Here is a 22,707-nt window from a genome sequence, read left to right as displayed (position 1 = left end):
CGTTGTCGGATCTAGCGGCGGCTGCGGTTGCGGCGGATCGAGCGGCAGCGGCTCCGGCAGCGGTGGTCACGGCGGCGGCTTTGGTGGTGGATTCGGAGGCGGCTTCGGCGGTGGATTCGGAGGCGGCTTCGGTGGCGGTGGATTCGGCAAGGGTGGTTCGTCGGGCGGCCCGGGCGGCGGGAGCGGCGGCGGCCACGGTGGCGGCAATGGCGGCAGTCATTGAACTCGCACGGCGGTGCGCAAGCCCCGCTGCTGCCACCCCGAATTGGCGTGACGGCCGGTCACGCCACTCCAGGCAGCAACGGCGGCGGTTTTCCGGTCCCCCGGCCGGAAGCCGCCGCCGGTGGCCGGAGCATGGCCAGCAGCTTTGTCTGCTGGCCAACCGGTCTGCCCTACCCTGATCGACGATCGTTCGTCGATCGTTCACGACGCAGCGCGCACTCGCGAGCCCCCTCGCCTTCCCTCGTGCGCGCTTCGCGCTTTCTCCCCTCGCCCGACCAAACCTACAGCATCTCCAGCGCACGCTTCGCACGCGGCGGCTTGAAGTACGCGTCGAGCGCGGCGTAATCCTGCGCATCCAGCACGAGATCGAGCGCAGCGCGGTTGTCGCGCACATGCTCGACGCGCGCGGCCTTCGGAATCGCACACACGCCCGGCTGACGCAGCACCCACGCCAGCGCGACCTGATACACCGAAACGCCGTGCCGTGCCGCGATATCGTCGAGTGGCGAACGTTTAGGCAACCGCGCATGATCGACGGGGCTATACGCCATCACCGGCACGCCCTCTTGCGCGCTCCACGGCAGCAGATCGAATTCGGCACCGCGCCGCGCCACGTTGTAGAGGATCTGATTCATCGCGCAGGCGTCGCCGCCGGGAATCCCGACGAGTTCTTCCATGTCCTCGGTGTCGAAATTGCTGACGCCCCAGTAGCGGATCTTGCCCGCGCGCACCAGCGCCTCGAAACCCGCGACGGTCTCCTCCAGCGGCACGCCGCCGCGCCAGTGCAGCAGATACAGATCGAGCCGGTCGGTGCCCAGACGTTTGAGGCTCGCCTCGCAGGCACGCTCCACGCCGCGTCGGCTGGCGTTATGCGGATACACCTTGCTGACGAGAAACACCTCCTCGCGCAGGCCCGCGAGCGCTTCGCCGACGAGCGATTCGGTTGCGCCGTCGCCGTACATTTCGGCGGTGTCGATCAGCGTCATGCCCAGCGCCACGCCTTCGCGCAGCGCGGCGATTTCGTCGGCGCGCCGCGTTGCGCGCTCGCCCATCTCCCAGGTGCCCTGTCCCAGCTTCGCGATGCGTTCGCCGCCGGGCAAGGCGATGCTGGCGATATCGGTCGTCATGTTGTCGTCCTTTCGATGCAAAGCCACGTCTGCGCCGTGCGCGCAGCGAAGGGCCAGTGTAGCGCCTCATGCGGCGCGTCTTCATGCGTCGGACGATAAGCCGGTCATTTCCGCGCAGCCGCGGCGATGTCATAAAATCGACGTTCGCCTTCCATGCCTGCCTCCCATGAACGCTCCCACGGAAGACCGCTGGCGCGGCCTGCGCCCGGACCCGGACAACGACACGCCGCTGTATCTGCAACTCGCCCGCAAGCTCAGCGATGCGATTCACGAGAATCGCTGGGCCGCCGGCGAGGCGCTGCCCTCCGAACGCGTGCTCGCCGATGCGCTCGGCGTTTCGCGCATCACCGCGCGCAAGGCCATCGCGCTGCTGGTCGAGCAAGGTCTGATTCGCCGCACCCAGGGCGCGGGCAGCTTCATCACGCCGCGCTACGAAGATCCGCTGTCGCGTCTGACGAGCTTTTCGGAGATGCTGCGCCAGCGCGGCTTCACGCCCAGCTCGCGCTGGCTCTCGCGCGAGATCCAGCCCGCGAGCCGCGATGAAGTGATCCAGCTGGGCCTCTCGCCCGCCGCCGCCGTCACGCGTCTGAAGCGCTTGCGTCTGGCCGACGGCATCGTCATGGCGGTCGAGAATTCGACCTTCCCGGCCGCGCTGATTCCCGACCCGAACGCGATCGGCGACTCGCTTTACAGCTTTCTGGAGCAGCGCGGCCTGTCGATCGTGCGCGCGCTGCAGCACTTCCGCGCGGTGAACGCGAGCGAAGAGATTGCGAAGCAGATGAGCATCGCGCCCAACGAAGCGCTGCTGCTCATCACGCGCGTGGGCTATACCGCCGATCAGCGCGCCATCGAGCTGACCGATACGTACTGCCGCAACGATTACTACGACTTCGTCGCGGAACTGCGCAAGTAAGGTATCGAGCGCGCAGCACGCTGCGAACGCCGCAGCTTCACGCGCGCCACTGCGGCTGGTCGGTGCCGATCGGCACGCACGCACGCGCGTAGAACGCCGGCGTGCGTTCGAGTTGTTCGGCGGGTGCCACGGCGCGCACGCGGCCGAACGGCGTCGGCGTTTCTTCGAGGCAATCGGCAAGATCCTGGGCGCTCACCTCGGGCGCCTGCTGTCCGTGCGCGATCATTCCCATCGACTGCAGCCAGCGGCCCGTCTGCGCGAGCGACACGCGCACGTGCCAGCTACCGCCTTCGCGCGCGCGACGCGCCAGCGCCACCATCGCGCCGAACGCGGCGAGATAGCCGGTTGCATGATCGAGCGCCTGACACGGCAGCGGACGCAGCGAGCCGAAACCGCCCGCCGCCGCGCTTTCCTCCCAGACGATGCCGCTCGCCGACTGCACGAGACTGTCGAAACCGCGCCGCTCGCGCCACGGCCCGCGATGCGAATACGCGCAGATCGACACGCAGACGATGCCCGGCCGCTCGTGCGCCAGTTGCTCCTGCGCGAAGCCGTGCGCGGCCAGCGCGCCGGGGCGATAGCCTTGCAGGAACACATCGGCGTCCTTGATGAGCGCGTGAAGCTGCGCGCGCTCGCTTGCCTCGCGCAGATCGAGCGTGGCCGAGCGCTTGCCGCGCCCGTTGTCGATCACGAGCGGCGCGATATTCGGCAGATGCGGACCGTTGATGAGCATGACGTCGGCGCCATGATGCGCGAGCGTGCGCCCCGCCACCGGCCCGGCGATGATGCGCGTGAGATCGACCACGCGCACGCCTTCGAGCGGACGCGCGCCGGGCGTGAGCGCGGGCGCGTCGGCCTCGCCGATGCGTTCGATGTCGAACAGCGGCAGACTCGCCACCGCTTGCGCCTGCTCGTGCGCGGCCCATTCGGCGGGCGAGCGCACGAGCGCCGCGCACAGACCGGCTTCGGCGAGCGCGGCGTCGAGCGTCGCGCCATCCCAGTTCGCGCGGATGGCGCGCGCGACATCGTCGTGACTATCGCCGCAGCCGAGCACACGCAGAATGCCGTGCAGATGATGCGGGAAGTTCGCGTGCAACTGGACCCAGCGGCCGTCGCGCGTTTCGAAGTAGCCCGTCACGGGATGCCGCAACTCGAACGGCGCGCCGCCATCGACGCTCAGATAGCGTTCGCTGCGAAACGCCGCGAGCGCGCGGCGCACGTCGATCGACACGCGTTGATCGGGGCCGCCGCGCAGCGCATGCAGACGCGCAGCCGCCAGGCCCGCCGCGCCGATCGAAGCCGCCGCCAGCGTGCCGACACGGAATACCGATGGCAGGCCGGGATCGTCGCCGCGCACATCGATCAGATCGAGCGCGGCGCGAGCGTCAGAAGCGTGCTGGCCATCTTGCGGATGGGCCAGCTTCCAGAGGTGTTCGAGCGCGTTGCGGGGCGTCATGGCGCAATCCTGTGGGCTTGAATGAAGTCCGCTCAGGTTACGGGCAGCGCCCCATCGCGATCAATCTTGATCGGGATAATCAACGCCGCGCGTCAGCTCGCCGTGAGTCAGCTCGCCGGGCGCGTGCTCCACGGCCACTGCACCGCACGCAAACGCAGCGCCTGCGCAACCCAGGCAGCCACGCCCGCGCCGCCGCGCGGCGCCTTCATCGACACAGCAGAACGCGCCGACGCGCCGCCCAGCGCGAGCACGAAGCGCGCGCCCTTACCTTCGCTGTTTCCCACGCCGCCCGCGCTCAGCCACACGCGTGCGCCCGCCGCGAGTTCGATCGACTCGCCCGCGCGCAGCCAGTAATCGTGCGCGTCGCCGCCGATCGTCAGCCAGAGTTCGCCCTCGCTCACATGCAGTTGCATCGCCTGGTCGAGCCGCCACGTTTCGGCGGGTTCGCCCTGTTCCAGTTCGAAAATTCGGATTTCGCGCATTGCCTCGCTCCTTGCCAAAGCGCTTCCCGGGCGGCTGGAGCGTGGCGTTTGCGCCCCGCAAATTGCGCCTTGAAGCGTGTTCCGGATGGGAGCATTATTGCCCTCGGTGTCCGCCGATCCCATGCACAGTTCCGAACAGTTCACCCGGAACTGTCCAGTCAAAAAACCGGACACTTGCCTCGTTCTTCACCGCTTTCACCGCCCGGGACCCGCATGAAACTCGACCTCGACCGCGCCAGCAACGTCCCGCTCACCGAGCAGATCGTCGCTGGCGTGCAAAGCTGGATTCGCTCGCGCTCGGCGCATCCGGGCGCGCGCCTGCCGTCGATCCGCCAGTTCGCCGCCGACTACCAGATCAGCCGTTTCCCGGTGATCGAGGCCTACGACCGGCTGGTGTCGCTCGGCTGGCTGGATTCGCGCCACGGTTCGGGCTTTTTCGTGAGCGAGTACGCGCGCGCGGGCATGGCCGGCATGGGCACCTGCGACGTCTCGAACGCCGCCGACGAAACCGGCCATCTGCTCGCCAATCTGAACCGCCCCGGCGAGACGCTGCAACTGGACAGCGGCTCGGTCCCGCAGGCATGGCGCGACGTCGATGCGATCGGCCAGGCGATCCGCCATGTCTCGCGCACCGATCCGTCGAGCCTGATCGATTACGGTTCGCCGCTGGGCGACGCGACGCTGCGCGAACATCTGCGCAACCGCCTCGCGCCGCTGGGCATCGCCGCCGAAGTGCAGCAGATTCTCCTGACCGAAGGCGCGAGCGAAGGCCTCGATCTGCTGATCCGCTACATGCTCAAGCCCGGCGACACGGTGTTCGTGGAAGACCCCGGTTACTACAATCTCTACGGACTCCTGAAGCTGCACGGGCTGCGGCTGGTTGGCGTGCGACGCAACGCGAACGGCCCCGATCTCGACCATCTGCATACGCTGCTCGCGCAGCATCGCCCGCGCGCCTTCTTCGTCAACACGGTGTTCCACAACCCGACCGGCACGACGATCTCGCCGCCCGTGGCGTTCCGCCTGCTGCAACTCGCGCGCGAACACGCTTTCACCATCGTCGAAGACGATATTTACGCCGATTTCCAGACCGATCCCACCGACCGGCTCGCCGCGCTCGACCAGTTCGAACATGTGATGTATGTGGGCGGATTGTCGAAGACGCTGTCGTCGTCGCTGCGGGTCGGATATGTGGTCGCGAGCCCGGCGGTCGTGCGCGATCTCGCGGCGATCAAGGCGCTCACCAGCATCTGCGGTTCGCGCTTCACACAGGCCGTGGCGGCCACGCTGCTCGAACGCGGCGCCTATCGCAAGTATCTGGATCGCTTGCGGCGGCGCATCACCGAAGCGCTCGGCAGCGCCACGCGCTCGCTCGAAGAGCATGGCTGGGAACTGTTCGGCGGGCCGGCCAGCGCAAGCGGCGGCGCAGCGAGCGGCCGCGCGCATCAGCTCACGGGCGGCAAGTTCGTGTGGGCGCGCGTGCCGCATATCGAAGATTCGGCGCGGCTCGTGGCCTGCGGCGAGCCGTTCGGCGTGAGCGCGTCGCCGGGCAGCCACTTCCGCCCGCACGGCGAACCGAGCCCGTGGCTGCGCATCAACGCCGCATTCGCGCTGGACCCGCGCGCGCAGGCCTTCTTCGCGGCGGCGGCGCGCCTGCCGGGCTAGCGGACAGGCGCGCCGCCGGGCTCGAACTCGGACTCAGGCTTAAGCGCGCGAGCACGCCGGGTTCTCTACAATGACGGCTGCCAGCCACAGCCTGCCCGGTGCTTATGTCCGATCCCAGCAACGCGTCCGATCTTTCGTCCGGCGTTTCGTCCACGCTCACGCCTTCGCCGCGCTCGCTGTCGGTGATGTTGTGGATCGTCGCGACGGGCTTTTTCATGCAGACGCTCGACTCGACCATCGTCAACACGGCGCTGCCGGCGATGGCGACGAGTCTCGGCGAATTGCCGTTGCGCATGCAATCGGTGGTGATCGCCTACTCGCTGACGATGGCGGTCATGATCCCCGTTTCCGGCTGGCTCGCCGATAAACTCGGCACGCGCCGGGTGTTTCTCGGCGCGATCTTCGTGTTTACGGTCGGCTCGCTGCTGTGCGCGAGCGCACACACGCTCAATCAGCTTGTGCTGTCGCGCATCGCGCAGGGCGTGGGCGGCGCGATGCTGCTGCCGGTCGGGCGCCTGGCCGTATTGCGCACCTTCCCCGCCGAACGCTATCTGCCCGCGCTGTCCTTCGTGGCGATTCCCGGCCTGATCGGCCCGCTGATCGGCCCGACGCTCGGCGGCTGGCTCGTGCAGATCGCCTCGTGGCACTGGATCTTTCTGATCAACGTGCCGGTGGGCATCATCGGCTGCATTTTCACCTTCATCTTCATGCCCGACAGCCGCAATCCGGATACGGGCAAGTTCGACGTGCCGGGCTATCTGCTGCTGGTCGTCGGCATGGTGACGATTTCGTTCGCGCTCGACGGCCGCTCCGAACTGGGCATTCCGCAGGCCGTCGTGCTGGTGCTGCTGATCGTCTCGCTCGCGGCGTTCGTGGCGTATGGGCTGCACGCGCAACGCTCGCCACGGCCGATCTTCTCGCTCGAACTCTTCAAGATCCACACCTTCAGCGTGGGGCTGCTCGGCAACCTGTTCGCGCGCATCGGCAGCGGCGCGATGCCGTATCTGATTCCGCTACTGCTGCAGGTGGCGCTCGGCTATACGCCGTTCGAAGCCGGCCTGATGATGCTGCCGGTCGCGGCGGCCGGCATGGGCTCCAAGCGGCTCGTGACGTATCTGATCACGCGCGTGGGCTACCGGCGCGTGCTGGTGGTCAACACGGTGCTGGTCGGGCTGATGATGGCGAGCTTCGCGCTTTCCACGCCGAACGAGCCGCTGTGGCTGCGCATCGTGCAACTGGCCGTGTTCGGCGGCGTCAACTCGATGCAGTTCACGGCGATGAACACGCTCACGCTCAAGGATCTGGGCATGGGCGGCGCAAGCAGCGGCAACAGCCTGTTCTCGCTCGTGCAGATGCTGTCGATGAGTCTGGGCGTGACGGTGGCAGGCGCGATGCTGACGACCTTCACCGGGTTGATCGGCCATATGACGGCTTCGAACGTGATCCCGGCGTTCCATGCGACCTTCGTCTGCGTGGGCGTCATCACGGCGGCTTCGTCGTGGATCTTTGCCCAGCTCTCCAACGACGTGCGCCGCACGACGAAGCGCACCGATCCGTCCGAGCGCACCTGAACGAACCTGAGCGCACCAGCGGGCACACCCGCACCGCAACAGTGCACGCGGCGCGCCGGGCAAGTGCCTGCGGGCCGCGACCATGCGCCGCCAGGCCACCGCAAGCCCTCTCAAAACGCCGTTTATTCAAGGCGGATCGTCTGATCCGCCTTGTGTCTGAACGCGCATACTTTTTGCACGGCTATCCAGTAATGTAAACTTGAGGATCGCGCGCATCGTCCGGAAACGCTTCCGGGACACCCAGAGCGCGCGCCATTCAGGCCTATGAACAGCATGATCGACCTCGATCCCCCCGGCTATCAGTCGCGCCCCGTCGCGGGTGAAGAAGGCGCCCGGCGCACCGTGCTCTACGGCGGATACACCGTTTTCAGTGTGTTCCAGCCGGTGTTTTCGGTCGCCCACCGCCGTGCGATCGGCTATCACGCGTCGCTGCGCGCGCACGACGAACATGGCCAGCAGGTGCCGTCGCAGGAGGTCTTCACACAGGCCGCGCGGCGTGGCGATCTGCTCGAACTCGGCCGTCTGGCCGAATCGCTGCATCTGGGCAATTTCAACGCCTTCGATTCGCATGACGAATGGCTGTTCCTGAGCCTGCATCCCGCCGCGCTGATGGACACGAGTTACGGCGACGCCCTGCTCGCCGGCATCAAGGCACTCGGCCTGCCGCCGCAGCGCGTGGTGCTGGAAGTGTCCGAACAGGCGGGCGGCGAGAATTCGCGTTTCGCCGAAATCATCGACGCGCTGCGCAAGGCCGGTTTCGTGATCGCGCTGGACGGCTTCGGCGCCAAGCATTCGAACATCGACCGCGTCTGGCAACTGCGCCCCGATATCGTCACGCTCGACCGCAGCCTGCTCGCCCAGGCGAGCCGCCACGCGCATATCGAGCGCGTGCTGCCGGGGCTGGTGTCGATGCTGCACGAGTCCGGTCAGCTGGTGATGGTGGGCGGTCTGTCGACCGAACGCGACGCGCTGATCGCGCTGGAAAGCAACGCCGATTTCGTGCAGGGCGCGTATTTCGCGCGGCCCGACGTGGAGCCGGTGCCGCCCGCCAAGGCGGCGCATCTGATGGACGATCTGTCGGCGCGTCTGCGCGAGCGCGTGAGCGCGCGCGAACGCGCCCAGAGCGCCCGCCTCGCGCCGTATGTGAGCGCGCTCGAAGCGGCGGCGGCGCAACTGGCCGCCGGGGCGAGCATGAGCGACGCCACGCTGCCGCTGCTCGGGCTCGCCGAAACGGCGCGCAGCTTCCTGCTGGACGCCTCGGGCCGCCAGATCGGCGACAACGTGCTGCCGGACGGCCGCACTTCGCAGCGCGCCAAGCGCTTCCGGCCGCTGCTGCATTCCGAAGGCGCGAGCTGGGAACGCCGGCCCTACTTTATCGGTGCGATGAAGTCGCCGGGCAACGTGCAGTTCACGCCGCCCTATCTCTCGATCAACGAGGCGCACCTGTGCGTGACGGCGTCGATCGCCGCGCAGACGGCGCATGGCCTGCAGGTGCTATGCGTCGACATCAACTGGGAAGCCGCCGCGCAGCGGGGCTAGGCGAACACGGCGAAGGCGGTGGCAAATTCCGTTGGCGATGCGCTCGCGTATCCCGCCAGCAGCGTGCGTACCGCTGCGCCGCCGAACTGACGATTCGCGCCTCGCACGACGCCCGCTCCGGCTGCGCAGATCACGGGCATGAAACCTTGCCCGTCGTCGGCTTCGCGCACGTGCAGCCAGGCGGCCAGTTCGCCATCCGCGGCGAGTAGCGCGATGCCCGGCTCGCCGTCCAGCGCGAGCATTTCGGCGCGCAGCGCGCGTGGTGCGCCGCCCGACGCGCAGGCCAGCGCCGTCGCCGTCACACCGAGCAAATCCATCAGACCGATTCGATCCTGCGCATGCAGCACATCGCGCAGACGCTCGAGCGTGCGCGCGTGCTGCGCGGCATCGGCGGGCGCGGCTTGCGGCGCGGCATCGCGCGCCAGTCGCCCGCGCACGCGATGCACGATCTGGCGGCAATGCACGAGCGTGCAGCCGGTGAGCGCGGCGATCTCGGCGTAATCGCATTCAAACGCCTCGCGCAGCACGAATACCGCCTGCTCAAGCGGCGCGAGCCGTTCGAGCAACATCAGCAACGCTTCCGAAAGATGCGCGGCGCGCAAGCCTGTTTCTTCCGCCGATGGCGCACAGCCGTCGAGCCCGGCAAGCTCGCCAGCGAGCCCGTCTTGCGCGGCGCTGTCGCGGCGCAGCTTGCGCAAGCGGTCGATCGCCAGCCGCACCGTCACCGTCGCGAGCCACGCCTGCGGCGTGCGCACCGCTGCGGCATCGGCGTCACGCCAGCGAAACCACGCGTCCTGCACGACATCTTCGGCCTCGGCGCGGCTGCCGAGCACGCGCGTGGCCAGCGCCAGCAACCGCGCGCGTTCCTTGCCGAAGACCGCCGCGCGGCGCGCTTCGTCCCACTGCGGCGCCTCGAATCCGTTCACTTCATCGCGTATTGCATCGATCACCGTCATGCGCGTCGCTCCTTCGCCTGGCGCGTGACTCGCGCCCTGTTTTGGTGGACGGCCCGTGCCGCCCTTCGCCCCTATGACGTCCGGCGCGCCGCCGATGTGACAGGCACGCGCAAAAATATTTCCGTCACACGGGCCTGGCGGCAAGCGTCTTCGAGGCAGTGGCGCAAACATCGCGCCGCTTTCGCCGATCCATCGAAAACCACCGCTTCGCGAGGCCTCACATGCACGCCAACGTCCAGCATCATGCAGCAATCGCGCCACGTGCGCTCAATCTCGTGCCGACCGTCATCGAGACCTCGGGGCGCGGCGAGCGCGCTTACGACATCTACTCGCGGCTGCTGCGCGAGCGCATCGTGTTTCTCATCGGTCCGGTGACGGAGCAGACCGCAAGCGTGGTGGTCGCCCAGCTCCTGTTTCTCGAAGCCGAAAATCCGGAAAAAGACATCAGTCTCTATATCAATTCGCCGGGCGGTTCGGTCTACGACGGCATGGCGATCCACGACACCATGCAGTTCGTGAAGCCCGATGTCTCCACGCTCTGCACCGGTTTCGCGGCCAGCATGGGCTCGTTTTTGCTCGCCGCGGGCGCGCACGGAAAACGCTTCGCACTCCCGAACGCGCGCATCATGATCCATCAGCCGTCGGGCGGCAGCCAGGGCACGGCCGCCGATGTCGAGGTGCAGGCGCGCGAGGTGCTGTATCAGCGCGAGCGGCTCAACGCGATGCTAGCCGCACACACGGGCCGCGATATCGGCCAGATCGTGCGCGACACCGACCGCGACCACTTCATGTCCGCCGAAGCCGCGGCGGAATACGGACTGATCGACCGTGTGCTGCATACGCGCGACGAACAGACGCCGCGCTAGCCGCCACCACGGTCAGACCAGCCGCACCGCCAGCCACGCCGCCAGCACGCCTTTGTACTCGGCGACCAGCAGCTTGCGCTCCCTGGGTTTGGCGGCCGCATAAAGCGGGTTCAGACTCTTGACGACCTGCAGCATGACTTCGGCGATGCGGTATGCCTCGTCGGCGGACAGCGCTTCGTTATAGCGACGGAACAGCGTCGAGAAGCGCTGACGCAGCTTGTTGCGCGCGGCCGCATCGCGGCGAAAATCGAGCGACGCGGACAGCAGCGGCAAATACGCCGGGTACGTGTCCATCAGATCGACCATCATGTCGAACAGGCGCTCGGCGAGCTGGGCGGGCGGCAGCGCGGGCGCATCGGCCTGCGCCTCGATAAAGGTGCTCCAGCGCGCATCCATGTCGTTGCCATATTGCTGACGCAGCGCCAGCGCAAGCTCATCCTTGTTGCGGAAATACTGATACGCCGCGCCGATCGACACGCCCGCCTGTTGCGCGATCTGCGTCATGGTCGCGCCCTCGAAACCGCGCTCGGCGAAATCCTGCGCCGCCGCGTCGAGCAGCGCCTCGACCGTGCGCGCAGCGCGCTCCTGACGCGGCACGCGGCGCCCCGCTTCCTTCGGTGCGCTATTTGCAACGGCGCCTGGCCGCAGCGGTGTTGCCGCCATATCTGAGCCCTCCCTCATATTCATGTATCATATGTGAGGCTATCCTCACATAATGGTGCACCATGACGCAAGCTAACTCTTCCCTTTCGCTCGATCCGCGCAAGACCGCGCTCGTGATGATCGACCTGCAGCACGGTATTGTCAGCCGTCCTATCGCACCGCACAGCGGCGCGCAAGTGGTCGAAAAAGGCCGTGCGCTCGCCGACGCGCTGCGCGCCAAGGGCGGCACCGTCGTCTGGGTTCACGTGCTGCTCAACGAAATCCTCGCGCTGCCTGCCGATGCGCCCACGCGCACGCCGGACGCGCCGCTCGCCCCGGCCATCGCTTCGGAACTCGTGCCGGAAATCGGCGCACAGGAAGGCGATGTGATCGTCGCCAAGCGCCAATGGGGCGCGTTCTACGGCACCAACCTCGAACAGCAACTGCGCCGCCGCGGCATCGACACCATCGTGATGGGCGGGATCGCCACGAACTTCGGCGTCGAATCCACCGCGCGCGCGGCGTTCGACTTCGGCTTCAAGCTGGTGTTCGCCGAAGACGCGACCTCGGCGCTGAACGAAGAGATGCATCACTTCACGTTCGAAAAGCTGTTCCGTCACATGGGCCACGTGCGTTCGACGGAAGAAACCATCGCTGCGCTGGGCTGATATCGAGCGATATCAGCCGATATCGCCGTAGCAAACAAAAAAGCCCTCGATGCGAATCGAGGGCTTTTTCCATGGCGCCGCGTAAAAACGCGACGCGCGAACCGGCTGCGCTTAAGCGAAGTTCTTCGCTGCGAAGTCCCAGTTCACGATGTTCCAGAACGCTTCGACGAACTTCGGACGAGCGTTGCGGTAGTCGATGTAGTAAGCGTGTTCCCACACGTCGATCGTGATCAGCGCGGTTGCGTCGGTCGTGAGCGGCGTTGCGGCGTTGCTGGTCGACACGATGTCGAGCGAGCCGTCAGCCTTCTTCACGAGCCACGTCCAGCCCGAACCGAAGTTGCCGACTGCAGCCTTCGTGAACGCTTCCTTGAATGCGTCGTAGGAACCCCACTTCGCGTTGATCGCGTCGCCCAGTGCGCCCGTCGGTGCACCGCCACCTTGCGGCGAGAGGCTGTTCCAGAAGAACGTGTGATTCCAGATCTGGGCTGCGTTGTTGAACACGCCACCCGACGACTTCTTGACGATCTCTTCGAGCGAGAGCTTTTCGAACTCGGTGCCCGGGATCAGGTTGTTCAGGTTCGTGACGTATGCCTGGTGATGCTTGCCGTAGTGGAACTCGAGCGTTTCTTCCGACATGTTCGGAGCAAGAGCGTTCTTCTCGAACGGCAGCGGCGGGAGCGTAAATGACATGATTCGGTTCCTTCGTCGTGTTGTGGGGAGTTTTGCGTGAAGTTCTACATTCTGGCCAGCATGGAGCACTCGATTGTAGGCGAGTTGGAATAACCCCGCAAACGAGCGGACATTATGCCGAACATCCGCTGGGCAAGGCTTTCAGGCCTGCTTTCCGCTTCTGTTCGCGCTCGAATCGAGCTTGATTCCAGCTTGATTCGTCTTCAATCGAGTGCTCCGCGCAGCGATCTCCGCGCGATGACGGCAAACCGCGAACGGCCCGCCATGCAGCAGTGGCGCATGGGCTGCCGGACCTGCGCAAGGCGATGTCCGGGCAGCGCTCACGCTGTCTGTGCTGCGATGTCTGCGCATGTCGCGCGCCTGGCCGTTCACGCTGCGCTCACGCCCAGCATCGGCCTGCAACGTGGCAAACAGATTGCAAAGCGATCGCTAGTTCAGGCGCGCTTGCAGTAGAAACCTTTAGAAACCGTCGGCAAGACGCGGCTGCACGTCGGCGAGCGAAACATCGGCGCTGCCTTGCGCAAGGTGCACGGTGAGGCGCTTGCCCGGCTTGAGCGCACCGGGCGCGAGCACGGCCGCGCCGCTTTGCGCGTCGAGCAACGCCGCGTAGCCGCGTTCCAGCGTGCGCTGCGGGCTCAACACTTCAAGCCGCGCCGAAAGCGCCGCAACACGCTCGCCGTCGCGCTCGCGCCCGCGCGCAAACGCGGCGTCGAGACGCCGTTCGAGCGACTGGATCTGCACCTGCTGCGCCGCCGCGTCGGGGCGCGTGCGCTGCCAGCGCATCTGCACGATGTTGAAGCTGGCACGCGCCTGCGCGGTCGAGCGCGAACCCGCCGACGCCAGCCGGATCGCCAGTTGGCGCAGATGCGAGCGCTGCTGCGCCAGCCGTTCCGCCGGCGAAACGAGCCGCCGCGCGAGCCAGTCGAGTTGCTGCGCGCGCCGCTCCATCAACCGGCCGAAACCGCGCGCCAGCGTTGCGTGGCGCTGATCAAGTTCGCGCAGCAGCAGCGCGCGTTGCGGGCTGACCAGCTCGGCGGCGCCCGTGGGCGTGGGCGCGCGCACATCGGCGGCGAAATCGGCGATGGTGAAATCGGTTTCGTGACCCACGCCGCTCACGACGGGAATCCCACTCGCGGCGATGGCGCGGGCCAGCGCTTCGTCGTTGAACGACCAGAGATCTTCGATCGAACCGCCGCCACGGCACAGCACGATCACATCGACTTCCTTGCGCGCATTGGCGGTGTCGAGCATGGCCGTGAGCTTGTCGGCCGAACCCGCGCCCTGCACCGGCGCGGGGTACACGATCACGGGCACATGGGGCGCGCGGCGGCACAGCGTCGTGAGCACGTCGCGCAGCGCAGCCGCCTGCATCGACGTAATCACGCCGATTGCGCGCGGATGGGTGGGCAAAGCACGCTTGCGCGCCTCGTCGAACAGCCCTTCGGCTTCGAGTTGCGCCTTCAGCCGCAGGAACGCTTCATAGAGCCGCCCTTGCCCCGTGCGGCGCACCGCCTCGACGTTGAGCTGGAGTTCGCCGCGCGGCTCGTACATCGTCACGCTCGCGCGCACCTCGATGCGGTCGCCTTCGCGCGGCGTGAATTCGGCGTACTGGGCGCGGCCGCGGAACATCACGCAGCGGATCTGCGCCTGCGCGTCCTTGATCGAAAAGTACCAATGGCCGCTCGCAGCGCGCGTGAAATTCGACACTTCGCCGGAAATCCAGGCGAGCGGAAAATTGCGCTCGAGCATCGAGCCGATTGCGCGATTGAGCGCCGAAACCGGGATGACGGCGTCGCCGCCAGGCGCGGAAGATAAGCGGTCGGAGAACATTGCAGACGGTGTGGATAAACGGCAGGCGCGAAGCGGCCCGCACAGACGATAGACGCTTCAGGGGGCCGCAGTCCAGCAGGAAACGCTCCCAGCGCGTGATCGGCCTGACAGGCGGGGTGAAGTTTCCACATTGGTTACACCAACTGTCACATTTGCGGCAGATCGTGCGCAAGCGCAAAAATATCACGTATGTGATTGATTTATATGTGATTTATATATCGACAAAGAAACCTTACACCGATGGAATGGCGCACGAATGCGCCTTTGCGGCCGCGGGGCACCGACTTCTCCACAAAGTTGTCCACAGGGGGTGGATTTTTCGGAGGAAAGTGTGGATGGCGCGCTTGACGCCGGCGCCCGTCATTGCGCCGTTGCCGCCTGCTCCAGAACGCCGGCGGCCCACTGGTTCAGGCTCATGCCCAACGCCGCTGCCGCGGTGGCGGCCGCCTCATGCGCGTGCGCCGAAGTGCGCAGCACGAAGCGGCCGGAATATTGCTTGTAGGGCTCGATACCGCGCCGCTCGCATTCTTCGAGGAAGACTTTCAACGACTGCTCGCCTTCCCGATGCAAACCGACCACGTCCGTCGCATAGAAGTCGGCGCCACCGTTCAGCCCCACGAATTCGCCGCGAAACATTTCGATGTCGGGATCGTAGGCGATGACGGCTTTCTGGCCGCCGATTTTCATGATGTTGATCACGGCTTCACTCCATTGTCTTCGAACCACCTTCGCAGCGACGCGACCGCTCCTTTATCCAGATCGGGCGACGGATGCGGGCGGTGCATCACCTTGACCTGACCGAACAGAAAGATGGCCACGCGCGATCCTTCCCGCTCTTCGATTCCGGCCCCCATCTCGCGCATCAACGCGACGGCATCGGCCCATTTCACGCCTGCCGGCGTCGGGCGGGAGAAGAGGTGCTCAAGGGTCTTTTCGTGTCGGGCTTTCATGCGAATGCGTACGAAATGATGATACTAAAATTTAGTATCATGCTCCAGACTTGCTCGTCTGCAGGGGTCGAATCGACTCGAATGTCGATTAGCGCAAGCTCGACCGTGACAACGGCCCTCCCGCCCACACCGCTTGCCGCCTCTCCCGCACCCGCGCTAGAGTGCCGGGTTCACGTCGGCCCCTCGACGGCCTTGTCGGCGCTGCGCCGTTTGCCCACATCGAACTGGAGAACCGCTCCGATGCCCACCCCGTCCCGCCTTCTCACTCGCCAGACTCGCCGATGAGCGGCCCGATCGCCGATTTCAAGACGCGCGCCGAAGCCGGTCTCACCCGCGCCTGGCAGCAGCGCGGCCCGCTCGCGTGGGCGCTTTCGCCGCTCGCCGCCGTGTTCGCGGCCATCAGCGGGGCGCGTCGCGCGGCCTTTGCGGCCGGCTGGCTCAAGTCGGTGCGCGTGGGCGTGCCGGTTGTGGTGGTCGGCAACGTGACGGTCGGCGGCACCGGCAAGACGCCCACGGTCATCGCGCTCGTCGAGGCGCTGCGCGCCGCCGGTTACGCACCGGGCGTGGTGTCGCGCGGCTACGGCGCGAAGGTCGAACGCCCCACGCCCGTGACCGCATCGACGCCCGCTAGCGCCTGCGGCGACGAACCGCTGCTGATCGCGCGGCGCACCGGCGTGCCGGTCTGGGTGTCGCCCGATCGCGTGGCCGCCGTGCAGGCGCTGTGCGCGGCCCATCGCGACGTCGACGTCATCGTCAGCGACGATGGCCTGCAACACTATCGCCTGCAGCGCGACGTCGAACTCGTGGTGTTCGATCATCGCCTGGGCGGCAACGGTTTCCTGCTGCCCGCCGGACCGCTACGCGAGCCGCTTTCGCGCCACCGCGACGCCACGCTCGTGAACAACCCGTTCGCGCGCGCCCTGCCCGACTGGCCGAACACCTTCGCCCTCAAGCTGGAGCCGGGCGAAGCCTGGCATCTGGGGAATCCGTCGCTGCGCCGCCCGCTCGCGCAGTTCGGCGGCGTCGTCAACGCACCCGCCGGCGCTCAACAGCCGCCCCAGCGCCTCGTGGCCGCCGCCGGCATCGGCTCGCCGGAGCGCTTTTTCGCGACCTTGCGCGCGGCCGGTCTCGCCCCGCAAACCCTGCCGCTGCCCGACCATTACGACTACGCGACGAACCCGTTCAGCGAAATCGACGCCGACGCCATCCTGGTCACCGAAAAGGATGCAGTAAAATTGGGGGCCTGGAACGACGCGCGCATCTGGGTTGTCCCTGTGGAAGCCGCGCTCGATCATCGCCTTATCACCCTGGTTGTGGAGAAACTCCGTGGACGCCCGTCTGCTTGAAATTTTGGTCTGCCCGATCTGCAAGGGCCCGCTCAGCTACGACCGCGCCGCGCAGGAATTGATCTGCAACGCCGACAAGCTGGCCTATCCGATCCGCGACGGTATCCCCGTCATGCTCGTCGACGAAGCACGTCAGACCGTCGAAGGCACGCCCGTCGACCCGAACGGTCCGGCTTCGGCCTGACGTTCCCCGCTGCGGCCTGCGCGGGCAGCACGCCGCCTGCCGCCGCAGCATCCCGAATTCCCGCGCGCCGCTCACGGCGCGCCTTCATCGCCCTCGCCCGAACTGGCCATGACCGCTCCCGTGCAACCCTTTATCGCCGTTGTGCCGGCGCGTCTCGCGTCCACCCGGCTGCCGAACAAACCGCTCGCCGATATCGGCGGCAAGCCGATGGTCGTGCGCGTGGCCGAGCGCGCCGCCGCTTCGGGCGCCCAGCAGGTGCTGGTGGCCTCCGACGCGCAGAGCGTGCTGGACGCCGCGCGCGAGCATGGCTTCGAAGCCGTCCTCACGCGCGCCGACCATCCTTCGGGCACGGATCGCCTCGCCGAAGTCGCCGAGCACTTCGGCTGGAATGACGATTTGATCGTGGTCAATGTTCAGGGCGACGAACCGCTGATCGACCCCGCGCTGATCTGCGACGTGGCGTCGCACCTGGCCGCCCACCCGGAATGCGCGATCGCCACGGCCGCTCACCCCATCACCGCCCAGGACGAAATCTTCAGTCCAAACGTGGTGAAGGTCGTGCTCGATGCGCATGGCGTGGCGCTCTACTTCTCGCGCGCACCGATTCCCTGGGCACGCGACGCATGGCAGCCGCACTGGTCGCCGGCCCGCCTCGATCTGGCCGCGATGCCCGCCCCGCCTGCCCCTGCGACGGTTTATCGGCATATCGGCCTGTACGCCTACCGCGCCAAATTCCTGCGTGCCTATCCCGGCCTCGCGCAGTCGCCGATCGAGCAGGTCGAAGCGCTCGAACAACTGCGCGCGATGTGGCACGGCGAGCGCATTGCAGTGCTGGTAACGGCCGAAGCGCCGGCGCCCGGCGTCGACACGCCCGCCGACCTCGCACGTGTACAGGCGTTATTCCGACCTTAATAGCGCTGGTGGGCCGAAAAACCCGTGGCATAATCAATTGTTTGCGCGAGCCGTCCAAGCCTTTGTGCGTGGGGGTTTCCCCGCCGTTGCCCGGTTTCGCTCGCAGCCTTTCATGGCTTTTCGCTACCCGCCGCGCCGCGCTGGATTTCACTCCGGCGCTTTTTCATGCGCGGCTCAGGCGTAGCGCCGCCGTCCGCTGCACGATGCAGCAGGCACGACGGGCGCGAGCAAATGGGTAGGAGACGCACGACGCTGCAATGCCGCCCTCATCACATCAAGGGCAGCCGCCGCGCCGCAAGAATTCACACAGATCGGAGAAAGTTGAAATGCGTTTGATCCTGTTGGGCGCCCCCGGCGCGGGCAAGGGAACCCAGGCAAACTTCATCAAGGAGAAGTTCGGCATTCCGCAGATCTCGACCGGCGACATGCTGCGTGCCGCGGTCAAGGCGGGTACGCCGCTCGGCATCGAAGCCAAGCGTTTCATGGACGCAGGCGAACTGGTGACCGACGAGCTGATCATCAACCTGGTGAAGGAACGTCTGAAAGAAGACGACTGCAAGAACGGCTATCTGTTCGACGGTTTCCCCCGTACGCTGCCGCAAGCCGAAGCCATGAAGCAGGCTGGCGTCGCCATCGACTACGTGCTGGAGATCGACGTGCCGTTCGACGAGATCATCACGCGTATGAGCGGCCGCCGCATGCACCCGGGTTCGGGCCGCACGTACCACGTCAAGTTCAATCCTCCCAAGGAAGAGATGAAGGACGACGTGACGGGCGAAGCACTCGTTCAGCGCGACGACGACAAGGAAGAGACCGTGCGCAAGCGTCTCGACGTGTACGTCGCACAAACCAAGCCGCTCATCGCCTACTACAGCGACTGGGCCAAGCGCGGTGAAGAAAACGGCCTGCAGGCGCCGCAGTATCGCGCGATCTCGGGTCTGGGCGCGGTCGACGAAATCCGCAACCGCGTGTTCGACGCGCTCAAGTAAGCGCTCAACGTCTCTTGCCGGCCAAAGCCGGGCGAGGCCCGGCGACAACGCCGGCCCTCGCCCGTTTTGCTTTCTGGCCGGCCCTTCCCCTCTTCTGCGTGTCTGGCGGATGAATCGTGGGCTGGCCCGCGCAGCATCCCGCCAATAAAAATCACATCGAGCAGCAAGGAGGAAGACAGATGCAAATCCGCGATAACGTATTTCTGATCACCGGCGGCGCTTCGGGTCTCGGCGCGGCTTCGGCCCGCCTGATCGCCGCGGAAGGCGGCAAGGTCGTACTCGCCGATCTCAACGAGGAAGCCGGCCACGCGCTCGCCCAGGAACTGGGCGGCGTGTTCGTGAAGTGCAACGTCGCCAGCGAAGAAGATGGCGCCAAAGCCGTGGCGGCCGCGACGGCGCTCGGCACGTTGCGCGCGCTGGTGAACTGCGCGGGCATCGCGCCCGCGATCAAGACCGTCGGCAAGGACGGCCCGCATCCGCTCGACGCCTTCAGCAAGACCATTTCGGTCAATTTGATCGGCACGTTCAACATGATCCGCCTAGCAGCCGCCGCGATCGCCCAGACCGCGCCCGGCGCAGGCGGCGAGCGCGGCGTGATCGTCAATACGGCTTCCGTGGCGGCTTATGACGGGCAGATCGGCCAGGCGGCCTATGCGGCGTCCAAGGGCGGCGTAGTCGCCATGACGCTGCCGATCGCGCGCGATCTGTCGCGCAGCGGCATCCGCGTGATGACGATCGCCCCCGGCATCTTCGAAACGCCGATGCTGCTGGGCATGCCCCAGGAAGTGCAGGATGCGCTCGGCGCGATGGTGCCGTTCCCGCCGCGCCTGGGCAAACCGGACGAGTACGCGATGCTCGTCAAGCAGATCGTCGAGAACCCGATGCTCAACGGCGAAGTGATCCGCCTCGACGGCGCGATCCGCATGCAGCCGAAGTAACACCGTCGACGAATGCAAAAAAGCCCGCATGCAACGCGGGCTTTTTTGCTGCTGAAGCGCGATATTTCAGCGCGATTCAGTCGTTGTCGAGCATGCGCTGACGCAGCTCCTGCAACTGCGATTCGACGACCGTGGCGTCTTCCGCGTCCGGGCGTTCATCGAGATATTCCTCGAGATCTTCCAGCGCCGGGCGCACGTAATCGAGCCGCGCGAAGGCAAAACCGCGATCGCGCACTTCTTCGACGTTATCGGGCAGCAAAATCACCAGCCGTTGCTGGATGCCGAGCAAGCGCTCCCAGCGTTCCGTCTGCAGATATACCGATTTCAGGTTGCGCAGCATGCGCGCGACGATTTCGCGCCGCGTGGCCGGTTCGAGCAGCATGCGCAGCGCCCGCGCGACCGAATCGCCGGCGTTCGCCACATAGGGCTCGAGCATTTCGACCATATCGGCTTCGGTGAGCGCGCGGCCGGTGGTGGGGTCGAGCATGGCGTCGCCGTCGGGCAGCGAAACGCGCAGCAGGAAATGCCCCGGAAACGACACGCCCTGCACCGGCAGACCGAGCTGGCTCGCGATCTCCAGATACAGCACGGCGAGCGAAATCGGAATGCCGCGACGGCGCCGCAAGACGACGTGCAGATGGCTGTTATCGGGATCGAAAAAATCGTTGAGATTGGCCGCGAAACCCATCTCGCGAAAGAACACGCGGTTCAGAAACGCAACCTGCTGGCGCACGTCCGCATTGTCGGGCAGACGCTTGCTGACACGCAGCGCCAGTTCGTCGATTTCGGCGAGCGTGCCCTGCAGATCGAGATCGGGGTATGCATCCTGCGCGATCGACAGCGCCGCTTCGGTGAGCGGCAGGCTTTCGTCTTCCGCGACGAGCGCGCTGAAATAGTCCAGCACCCGCGTGTTCATCGTCATCACTTCGTGCGCCTCTTGAAGTATGCGTATTTGAAGCCCATCAGCCAAAGCATACCGAAATATAGCGTCGCGAACAGGACAAGGCAGGACCCGAGCAGCAGGATACGCGCGAGCGGCTCGTGGCGCAGGCCGATCCAGTCATAGCTGATCGCGCACCAATGCATCGCTCCTGCCAGCACGAGGCATGCCCCGATGAGTTGCACGAAGAATCTCGACCAGCCCGCGGACGGCATATAGATGCCACGGCGGCGCAAGCCGATAAAGAGCAGCAGCGCATTCATGCAGGCGCCCAGGCCCACGGAGAGCGTGAGACCCGCGTGCGAAAAAATCGGCACGAAGATGTAATTGCTGATCTGCGTGGCGACCAGCACGCCCACGCCGATCTTCACGGGCGTCTTGATGTCCTGGCGCGCGTAGAAACCGGGCGCGAGGATCTTGATCAGGATGAGGCCGACCAGCCCCACGCCATACGCCGACAACGCGCGGCCGGTCATGACAACCGAGTTCGAGTCGAATTTGCCGTAGTCGAACAGCGTCGCGGTCAGCGGCTGGGCGAAGAAGAACAGCGCGACCGCCGACGGCGCGGCCAGCAGGAAAGTGACGCGCAGGCCCCAGTCGAGCAGCGCCGAATACTCGTGCGGATCGGCATCGACGTGCGCCTTCGAGAGCGACGGCAGCAAGATCGTGCCGAGCGCCACGCCGAGCAGCGCGGTGGGAAATTCCATCAGCCGGTCGGCGTAATTGATCCACGAGACCGCGCCGGCGCCCAGCCGCGAAGCAATATTCGTGTTGATGATGAGGCTGATCTGCGCGACCGACACCGCGAACATGGCCGGCACCATTTTCGCGAGCACGCGCTTGACGCCGCGATGCGCGAGCGCCTTGAGCGGATTCAGGCCGATGCGCGGCATCATGTCGATGCGCTTGAGCCCCGGCAACTGCACGAGGAACTGCAGCACGCCGCCGACGATCACGGCCCACGCCAGCGCATAGACCGGCTGCTTCATGTGCGGCGCGAACGCCACCGCCGCCACGATGAACGAGACGTTGAGCAGCACCGGCGCGAACGCGGGCAGCGAAAACTGCTTGTACGTGTTGAGCACGCCGGACGCCAGCGACGTCAGCGAAATGAACACGATGTACGGGAACATGATGCGCGTCATCACGACGGCAAGCTGATACGCCTGCCCGTCGCTCTTCAGCCCGGACGCCACCACGGTCACGACAAACGAGGCGCCGACGATGCCGAGCACCGAAAGAATCGCCAGCACCCAGGCGAGCACGGTCGACGTGGCATCGACGAGCGCGCGGGTGGGATCGTGGCCTTGCTGGTTCTTGAACTCCGCGAGGATCGGCACGAAGGCCTGCGAAAACGCGCCTTCCGCCGAAATGCGGCGCAGCAGGTTGGGAATACGGAACGCGACGTAAAAGGCGTCGGTGTACTGACTCGCGCCGAATGCTCGGGCGATCAGTGTCTCTCGGGCCAGTCCGGTCACGCGCGACAGCAGCGTGAAGCCGCTGACCGTCAGCAGGGCTCGGAATAGATTCATGGGGCGCTTATTATACGGGTGCCTTTTGACCGATCGCCGATCGGCGCGGTCGAACAAAATTCGGGCGGGAGCATTGTGACCGCATCGCGCAAAGGACGTTCAGCCGATGTGCGGTCTACCCTGGCGTGAGTTGGCATGATTGTCACGTCCATGATTTTGTTGCTATAATCGTCGATTCCCTGTCCCTCTCATGGGCTTGGAACGCGTTCTGGAAAGGAAGCGGCGGATTATCCGGCAGTTCAGTCTGTACGGACCACTCTCCCGCTTTGGCACAAGGAACGTGGTCAGC

The 22,707-nt window shown here is 66.2% G+C and carries 23 protein-coding genes; 12 read left to right on the top strand and 11 right to left on the bottom strand.

Going from position 1 to position 22,707, the window contains the following annotated elements:
• On the top strand, positions 1-223 hold a 223-nt coding region (locus U5A67_RS39400; RefSeq protein ID WP_321959819.1), incomplete at its 5' end, for a hypothetical protein.
• Positions 224-503: 280 nt separating this feature from the next.
• Here the strand turns inward: U5A67_RS39400 and U5A67_RS39395 are convergent.
• Positions 504-1,349 carry an aldo/keto reductase gene (locus U5A67_RS39395; RefSeq protein ID WP_321818606.1) on the bottom strand — a complete coding sequence of 282 codons (846 nt, stop codon included), beginning with the start codon at positions 1,347-1,349 and terminating at the stop codon, positions 504-506.
• Between the two features lie 166 nt (positions 1,350-1,515).
• Here U5A67_RS39395 and U5A67_RS39390 point away from each other — a divergent pair, with 166 nt between their 5' ends.
• A complete protein-coding gene (locus U5A67_RS39390) occupies positions 1,516-2,262 on the top strand; it encodes a GntR family transcriptional regulator (RefSeq protein WP_205987774.1) in 747 nt (248 codons plus the stop codon).
• A 37-nt stretch (positions 2,263-2,299) separates the two neighbouring features.
• On the opposite strand, the gene U5A67_RS39385 is transcribed toward U5A67_RS39390, so the two are convergent.
• Positions 2,300-3,718 carry a CoA transferase gene (locus tag U5A67_RS39385; RefSeq protein ID WP_321818607.1) on the bottom strand — a complete coding sequence of 473 codons (1,419 nt, stop codon included), beginning with the start codon at positions 3,716-3,718 and terminating at the stop codon, positions 2,300-2,302.
• A gap of 107 nt (positions 3,719-3,825) precedes the next feature.
• Positions 3,826-4,200 carry a DUF2917 domain-containing protein gene (locus U5A67_RS39380; protein ID WP_321818608.1) on the bottom strand — a complete coding sequence of 125 codons (375 nt, stop codon included), beginning with the start codon at positions 4,198-4,200 and terminating at the stop codon, positions 3,826-3,828.
• A 213-nt stretch (positions 4,201-4,413) separates the two neighbouring features.
• Between U5A67_RS39380 and U5A67_RS39375 the strand changes: the two genes are divergently transcribed.
• The 3 genes from U5A67_RS39375 (at position 4,414) to U5A67_RS39365 (ending at position 8,975) form a co-directional block, all read left to right on the top strand.
• A complete protein-coding gene (locus tag U5A67_RS39375; RefSeq protein ID WP_321818609.1) occupies positions 4,414-5,865 on the top strand; it encodes a PLP-dependent aminotransferase family protein in 1,452 nt (483 codons plus the stop codon).
• A 104-nt stretch (positions 5,866-5,969) separates the two neighbouring features.
• Positions 5,970-7,436: a multidrug transporter subunit MdtD gene (gene mdtD / locus U5A67_RS39370; RefSeq protein WP_205987778.1), complete on the top strand. Its 1,467-nt coding sequence runs from the start codon at positions 5,970-5,972 to the stop codon at positions 7,434-7,436.
• A gap of 264 nt (positions 7,437-7,700) precedes the next feature.
• A complete protein-coding gene (locus U5A67_RS39365; RefSeq protein WP_205987779.1) occupies positions 7,701-8,975 on the top strand; it encodes an EAL domain-containing protein in 1,275 nt (424 codons plus the stop codon).
• Here the strand turns inward: U5A67_RS39365 and U5A67_RS39360 are convergent.
• On the bottom strand, positions 8,972-9,931 hold the full coding sequence (locus tag U5A67_RS39360) for a sigma-70 family RNA polymerase sigma factor (protein ID WP_321818610.1): 960 nt from the start codon (positions 9,929-9,931) through the stop codon (positions 8,972-8,974). The genes U5A67_RS39365 and U5A67_RS39360 overlap by 4 nt on opposite strands.
• 221 nt (positions 9,932-10,152) lie before the next feature.
• Between U5A67_RS39360 and clpP the strand changes: the two genes are divergently transcribed.
• On the top strand, positions 10,153-10,797 hold the full coding sequence (gene clpP, locus U5A67_RS39355; protein ID WP_321818611.1) for an ATP-dependent Clp endopeptidase proteolytic subunit ClpP: 645 nt from the start codon (positions 10,153-10,155) through the stop codon (positions 10,795-10,797).
• Positions 10,798-10,809: 12 nt separating this feature from the next.
• On the opposite strand, the gene U5A67_RS39350 is transcribed toward clpP, so the two are convergent.
• Positions 10,810-11,460, bottom strand: coding sequence for a TetR/AcrR family transcriptional regulator (locus tag U5A67_RS39350; RefSeq protein WP_205987782.1), 651 nt, complete (start codon positions 11,458-11,460; stop codon positions 10,810-10,812).
• A gap of 62 nt (positions 11,461-11,522) precedes the next feature.
• Between U5A67_RS39350 and U5A67_RS39345 the strand changes: the two genes are divergently transcribed.
• Positions 11,523-12,107 carry an isochorismatase family protein gene (locus tag U5A67_RS39345; RefSeq protein ID WP_205987783.1) on the top strand — a complete coding sequence of 195 codons (585 nt, stop codon included), beginning with the start codon at positions 11,523-11,525 and terminating at the stop codon, positions 12,105-12,107.
• Between the two features lie 111 nt (positions 12,108-12,218).
• Here U5A67_RS39345 and sodB read toward each other — a convergent pair whose 3' ends face one another.
• The 4 genes from sodB to U5A67_RS39325 all read right to left on the bottom strand — a co-directional run bounded on the left by sodB (position 12,219) and on the right by U5A67_RS39325 (position 15,577).
• Complete coding sequence (gene sodB, locus U5A67_RS39340) at positions 12,219-12,797, bottom strand: superoxide dismutase (RefSeq protein ID WP_205987784.1); 579 nt, start codon at positions 12,795-12,797, stop codon at positions 12,219-12,221.
• Between the two features lie 459 nt (positions 12,798-13,256).
• The gene (gene xseA, locus U5A67_RS39335; protein WP_321818612.1) at positions 13,257-14,627 is read right to left on the bottom strand and encodes an exodeoxyribonuclease VII large subunit; all 1,371 of its coding nucleotides are present in this window, start codon (positions 14,625-14,627) and stop codon (positions 13,257-13,259) included.
• A gap of 360 nt (positions 14,628-14,987) precedes the next feature.
• Positions 14,988-15,326 carry a type II toxin-antitoxin system HicB family antitoxin gene (locus U5A67_RS39330; RefSeq protein WP_321818613.1) on the bottom strand — a complete coding sequence of 113 codons (339 nt, stop codon included), beginning with the start codon at positions 15,324-15,326 and terminating at the stop codon, positions 14,988-14,990.
• Complete coding sequence (locus tag U5A67_RS39325) at positions 15,323-15,577, bottom strand: type II toxin-antitoxin system HicA family toxin (RefSeq protein ID WP_321818614.1); 255 nt, start codon at positions 15,575-15,577, stop codon at positions 15,323-15,325. The genes U5A67_RS39330 and U5A67_RS39325 overlap by 4 nt, the downstream gene beginning before the upstream one ends.
• Positions 15,578-15,858: 281 nt before the next feature.
• Here U5A67_RS39325 and lpxK point away from each other — a divergent pair, with 281 nt between their 5' ends.
• The 5 genes from lpxK (at position 15,859) to U5A67_RS39300 (ending at position 19,946) form a co-directional block, all read left to right on the top strand.
• The gene (gene lpxK, locus U5A67_RS39320; RefSeq protein ID WP_321818615.1) at positions 15,859-16,923 is read left to right on the top strand and encodes a tetraacyldisaccharide 4'-kinase; all 1,065 of its coding nucleotides are present in this window, start codon (positions 15,859-15,861) and stop codon (positions 16,921-16,923) included.
• Positions 16,904-17,107: a Trm112 family protein gene (locus U5A67_RS39315; protein ID WP_205987787.1), complete on the top strand. Its 204-nt coding sequence runs from the start codon at positions 16,904-16,906 to the stop codon at positions 17,105-17,107. The genes lpxK and U5A67_RS39315 overlap by 20 nt, the downstream gene beginning before the upstream one ends.
• A gap of 108 nt (positions 17,108-17,215) precedes the next feature.
• Positions 17,216-18,019 carry a 3-deoxy-manno-octulosonate cytidylyltransferase gene (gene kdsB, locus U5A67_RS39310; RefSeq protein WP_205987788.1) on the top strand — a complete coding sequence of 268 codons (804 nt, stop codon included), beginning with the start codon at positions 17,216-17,218 and terminating at the stop codon, positions 18,017-18,019.
• A 326-nt stretch (positions 18,020-18,345) separates the two neighbouring features.
• Entirely contained in the window at positions 18,346-19,008 is a 663-nt protein-coding gene (gene adk / locus U5A67_RS39305) for an adenylate kinase (protein WP_321818616.1), read from the top strand.
• 179 nt (positions 19,009-19,187) lie between these two features.
• Positions 19,188-19,946: a 3-hydroxyacyl-CoA dehydrogenase gene (locus U5A67_RS39300; protein ID WP_205987790.1), complete on the top strand. Its 759-nt coding sequence runs from the start codon at positions 19,188-19,190 to the stop codon at positions 19,944-19,946.
• A 76-nt stretch (positions 19,947-20,022) separates the two neighbouring features.
• Here U5A67_RS39300 and U5A67_RS39295 read toward each other — a convergent pair whose 3' ends face one another.
• Both U5A67_RS39295 and murJ read right to left on the bottom strand, forming a co-directional pair.
• Positions 20,023-20,868, bottom strand: coding sequence for a SirB1 family protein (locus tag U5A67_RS39295; protein WP_205987791.1), 846 nt, complete (start codon positions 20,866-20,868; stop codon positions 20,023-20,025).
• The gene (gene murJ, locus U5A67_RS39290) at positions 20,868-22,418 is read right to left on the bottom strand and encodes a murein biosynthesis integral membrane protein MurJ (RefSeq protein WP_205987792.1); all 1,551 of its coding nucleotides are present in this window, start codon (positions 22,416-22,418) and stop codon (positions 20,868-20,870) included. The genes U5A67_RS39295 and murJ overlap by 1 nt, the downstream gene beginning before the upstream one ends.
• Positions 22,419-22,707: the final 289 nt, after the last annotated feature.

Source organism: Paraburkholderia sp. J69-1, assembly GCF_905220255.1.
Taxonomy (GTDB): domain Bacteria; phylum Pseudomonadota; class Gammaproteobacteria; order Burkholderiales; family Burkholderiaceae; genus Paraburkholderia.
Note: the sequence above shows the minus strand (reverse complement) of the source record. Positions and strands in the feature narration are given on the sequence as shown.

Coding starts and splice junctions, on each gene's coding strand:
- U5A67_RS39395 (WP_321818606.1), bottom strand. CDS start 1,349: ATGACGACCGATATCGCCAGCATCGCCTTGCCCGGCGGCGAACGCATC.
- U5A67_RS39390 (WP_205987774.1), top strand. CDS start 1,516: ATGAACGCTCCCACGGAAGACCGCTGGCGCGGCCTGCGCCCGGACCCG.
- U5A67_RS39385 (WP_321818607.1), bottom strand. CDS start 3,718: ATGACGCCCCGCAACGCGCTCGAACACCTCTGGAAGCTGGCCCATCCG.
- U5A67_RS39380 (WP_321818608.1), bottom strand. CDS start 4,200: ATGCGCGAAATCCGAATTTTCGAACTGGAACAGGGCGAACCCGCCGAA.
- U5A67_RS39375 (WP_321818609.1), top strand. CDS start 4,414: ATGAAACTCGACCTCGACCGCGCCAGCAACGTCCCGCTCACCGAGCAG.
- mdtD (WP_205987778.1), top strand. CDS start 5,970: ATGTCCGATCCCAGCAACGCGTCCGATCTTTCGTCCGGCGTTTCGTCC.
- U5A67_RS39365 (WP_205987779.1), top strand. CDS start 7,701: ATGAACAGCATGATCGACCTCGATCCCCCCGGCTATCAGTCGCGCCCC.
- U5A67_RS39360 (WP_321818610.1), bottom strand. CDS start 9,931: ATGACGGTGATCGATGCAATACGCGATGAAGTGAACGGATTCGAGGCG.
- clpP (WP_321818611.1), top strand. CDS start 10,153: ATGCACGCCAACGTCCAGCATCATGCAGCAATCGCGCCACGTGCGCTC.
- U5A67_RS39350 (WP_205987782.1), bottom strand. CDS start 11,460: ATGGCGGCAACACCGCTGCGGCCAGGCGCCGTTGCAAATAGCGCACCG.
- U5A67_RS39345 (WP_205987783.1), top strand. CDS start 11,523: ATGACGCAAGCTAACTCTTCCCTTTCGCTCGATCCGCGCAAGACCGCG.
- sodB (WP_205987784.1), bottom strand. CDS start 12,797: ATGTCATTTACGCTCCCGCCGCTGCCGTTCGAGAAGAACGCTCTTGCT.
- xseA (WP_321818612.1), bottom strand. CDS start 14,627: ATGTTCTCCGACCGCTTATCTTCCGCGCCTGGCGGCGACGCCGTCATC.
- U5A67_RS39325 (WP_321818614.1), bottom strand. CDS start 15,577: ATGAAAGCCCGACACGAAAAGACCCTTGAGCACCTCTTCTCCCGCCCG.
- lpxK (WP_321818615.1), top strand. CDS start 15,859: ATGAGCGGCCCGATCGCCGATTTCAAGACGCGCGCCGAAGCCGGTCTC.
- kdsB (WP_205987788.1), top strand. CDS start 17,216: ATGACCGCTCCCGTGCAACCCTTTATCGCCGTTGTGCCGGCGCGTCTC.
- adk (WP_321818616.1), top strand. CDS start 18,346: ATGCGTTTGATCCTGTTGGGCGCCCCCGGCGCGGGCAAGGGAACCCAG.
- U5A67_RS39300 (WP_205987790.1), top strand. CDS start 19,188: ATGCAAATCCGCGATAACGTATTTCTGATCACCGGCGGCGCTTCGGGT.
- U5A67_RS39295 (WP_205987791.1), bottom strand. CDS start 20,868: ATGACGATGAACACGCGGGTGCTGGACTATTTCAGCGCGCTCGTCGCG.
- murJ (WP_205987792.1), bottom strand. CDS start 22,418: ATGAATCTATTCCGAGCCCTGCTGACGGTCAGCGGCTTCACGCTGCTG.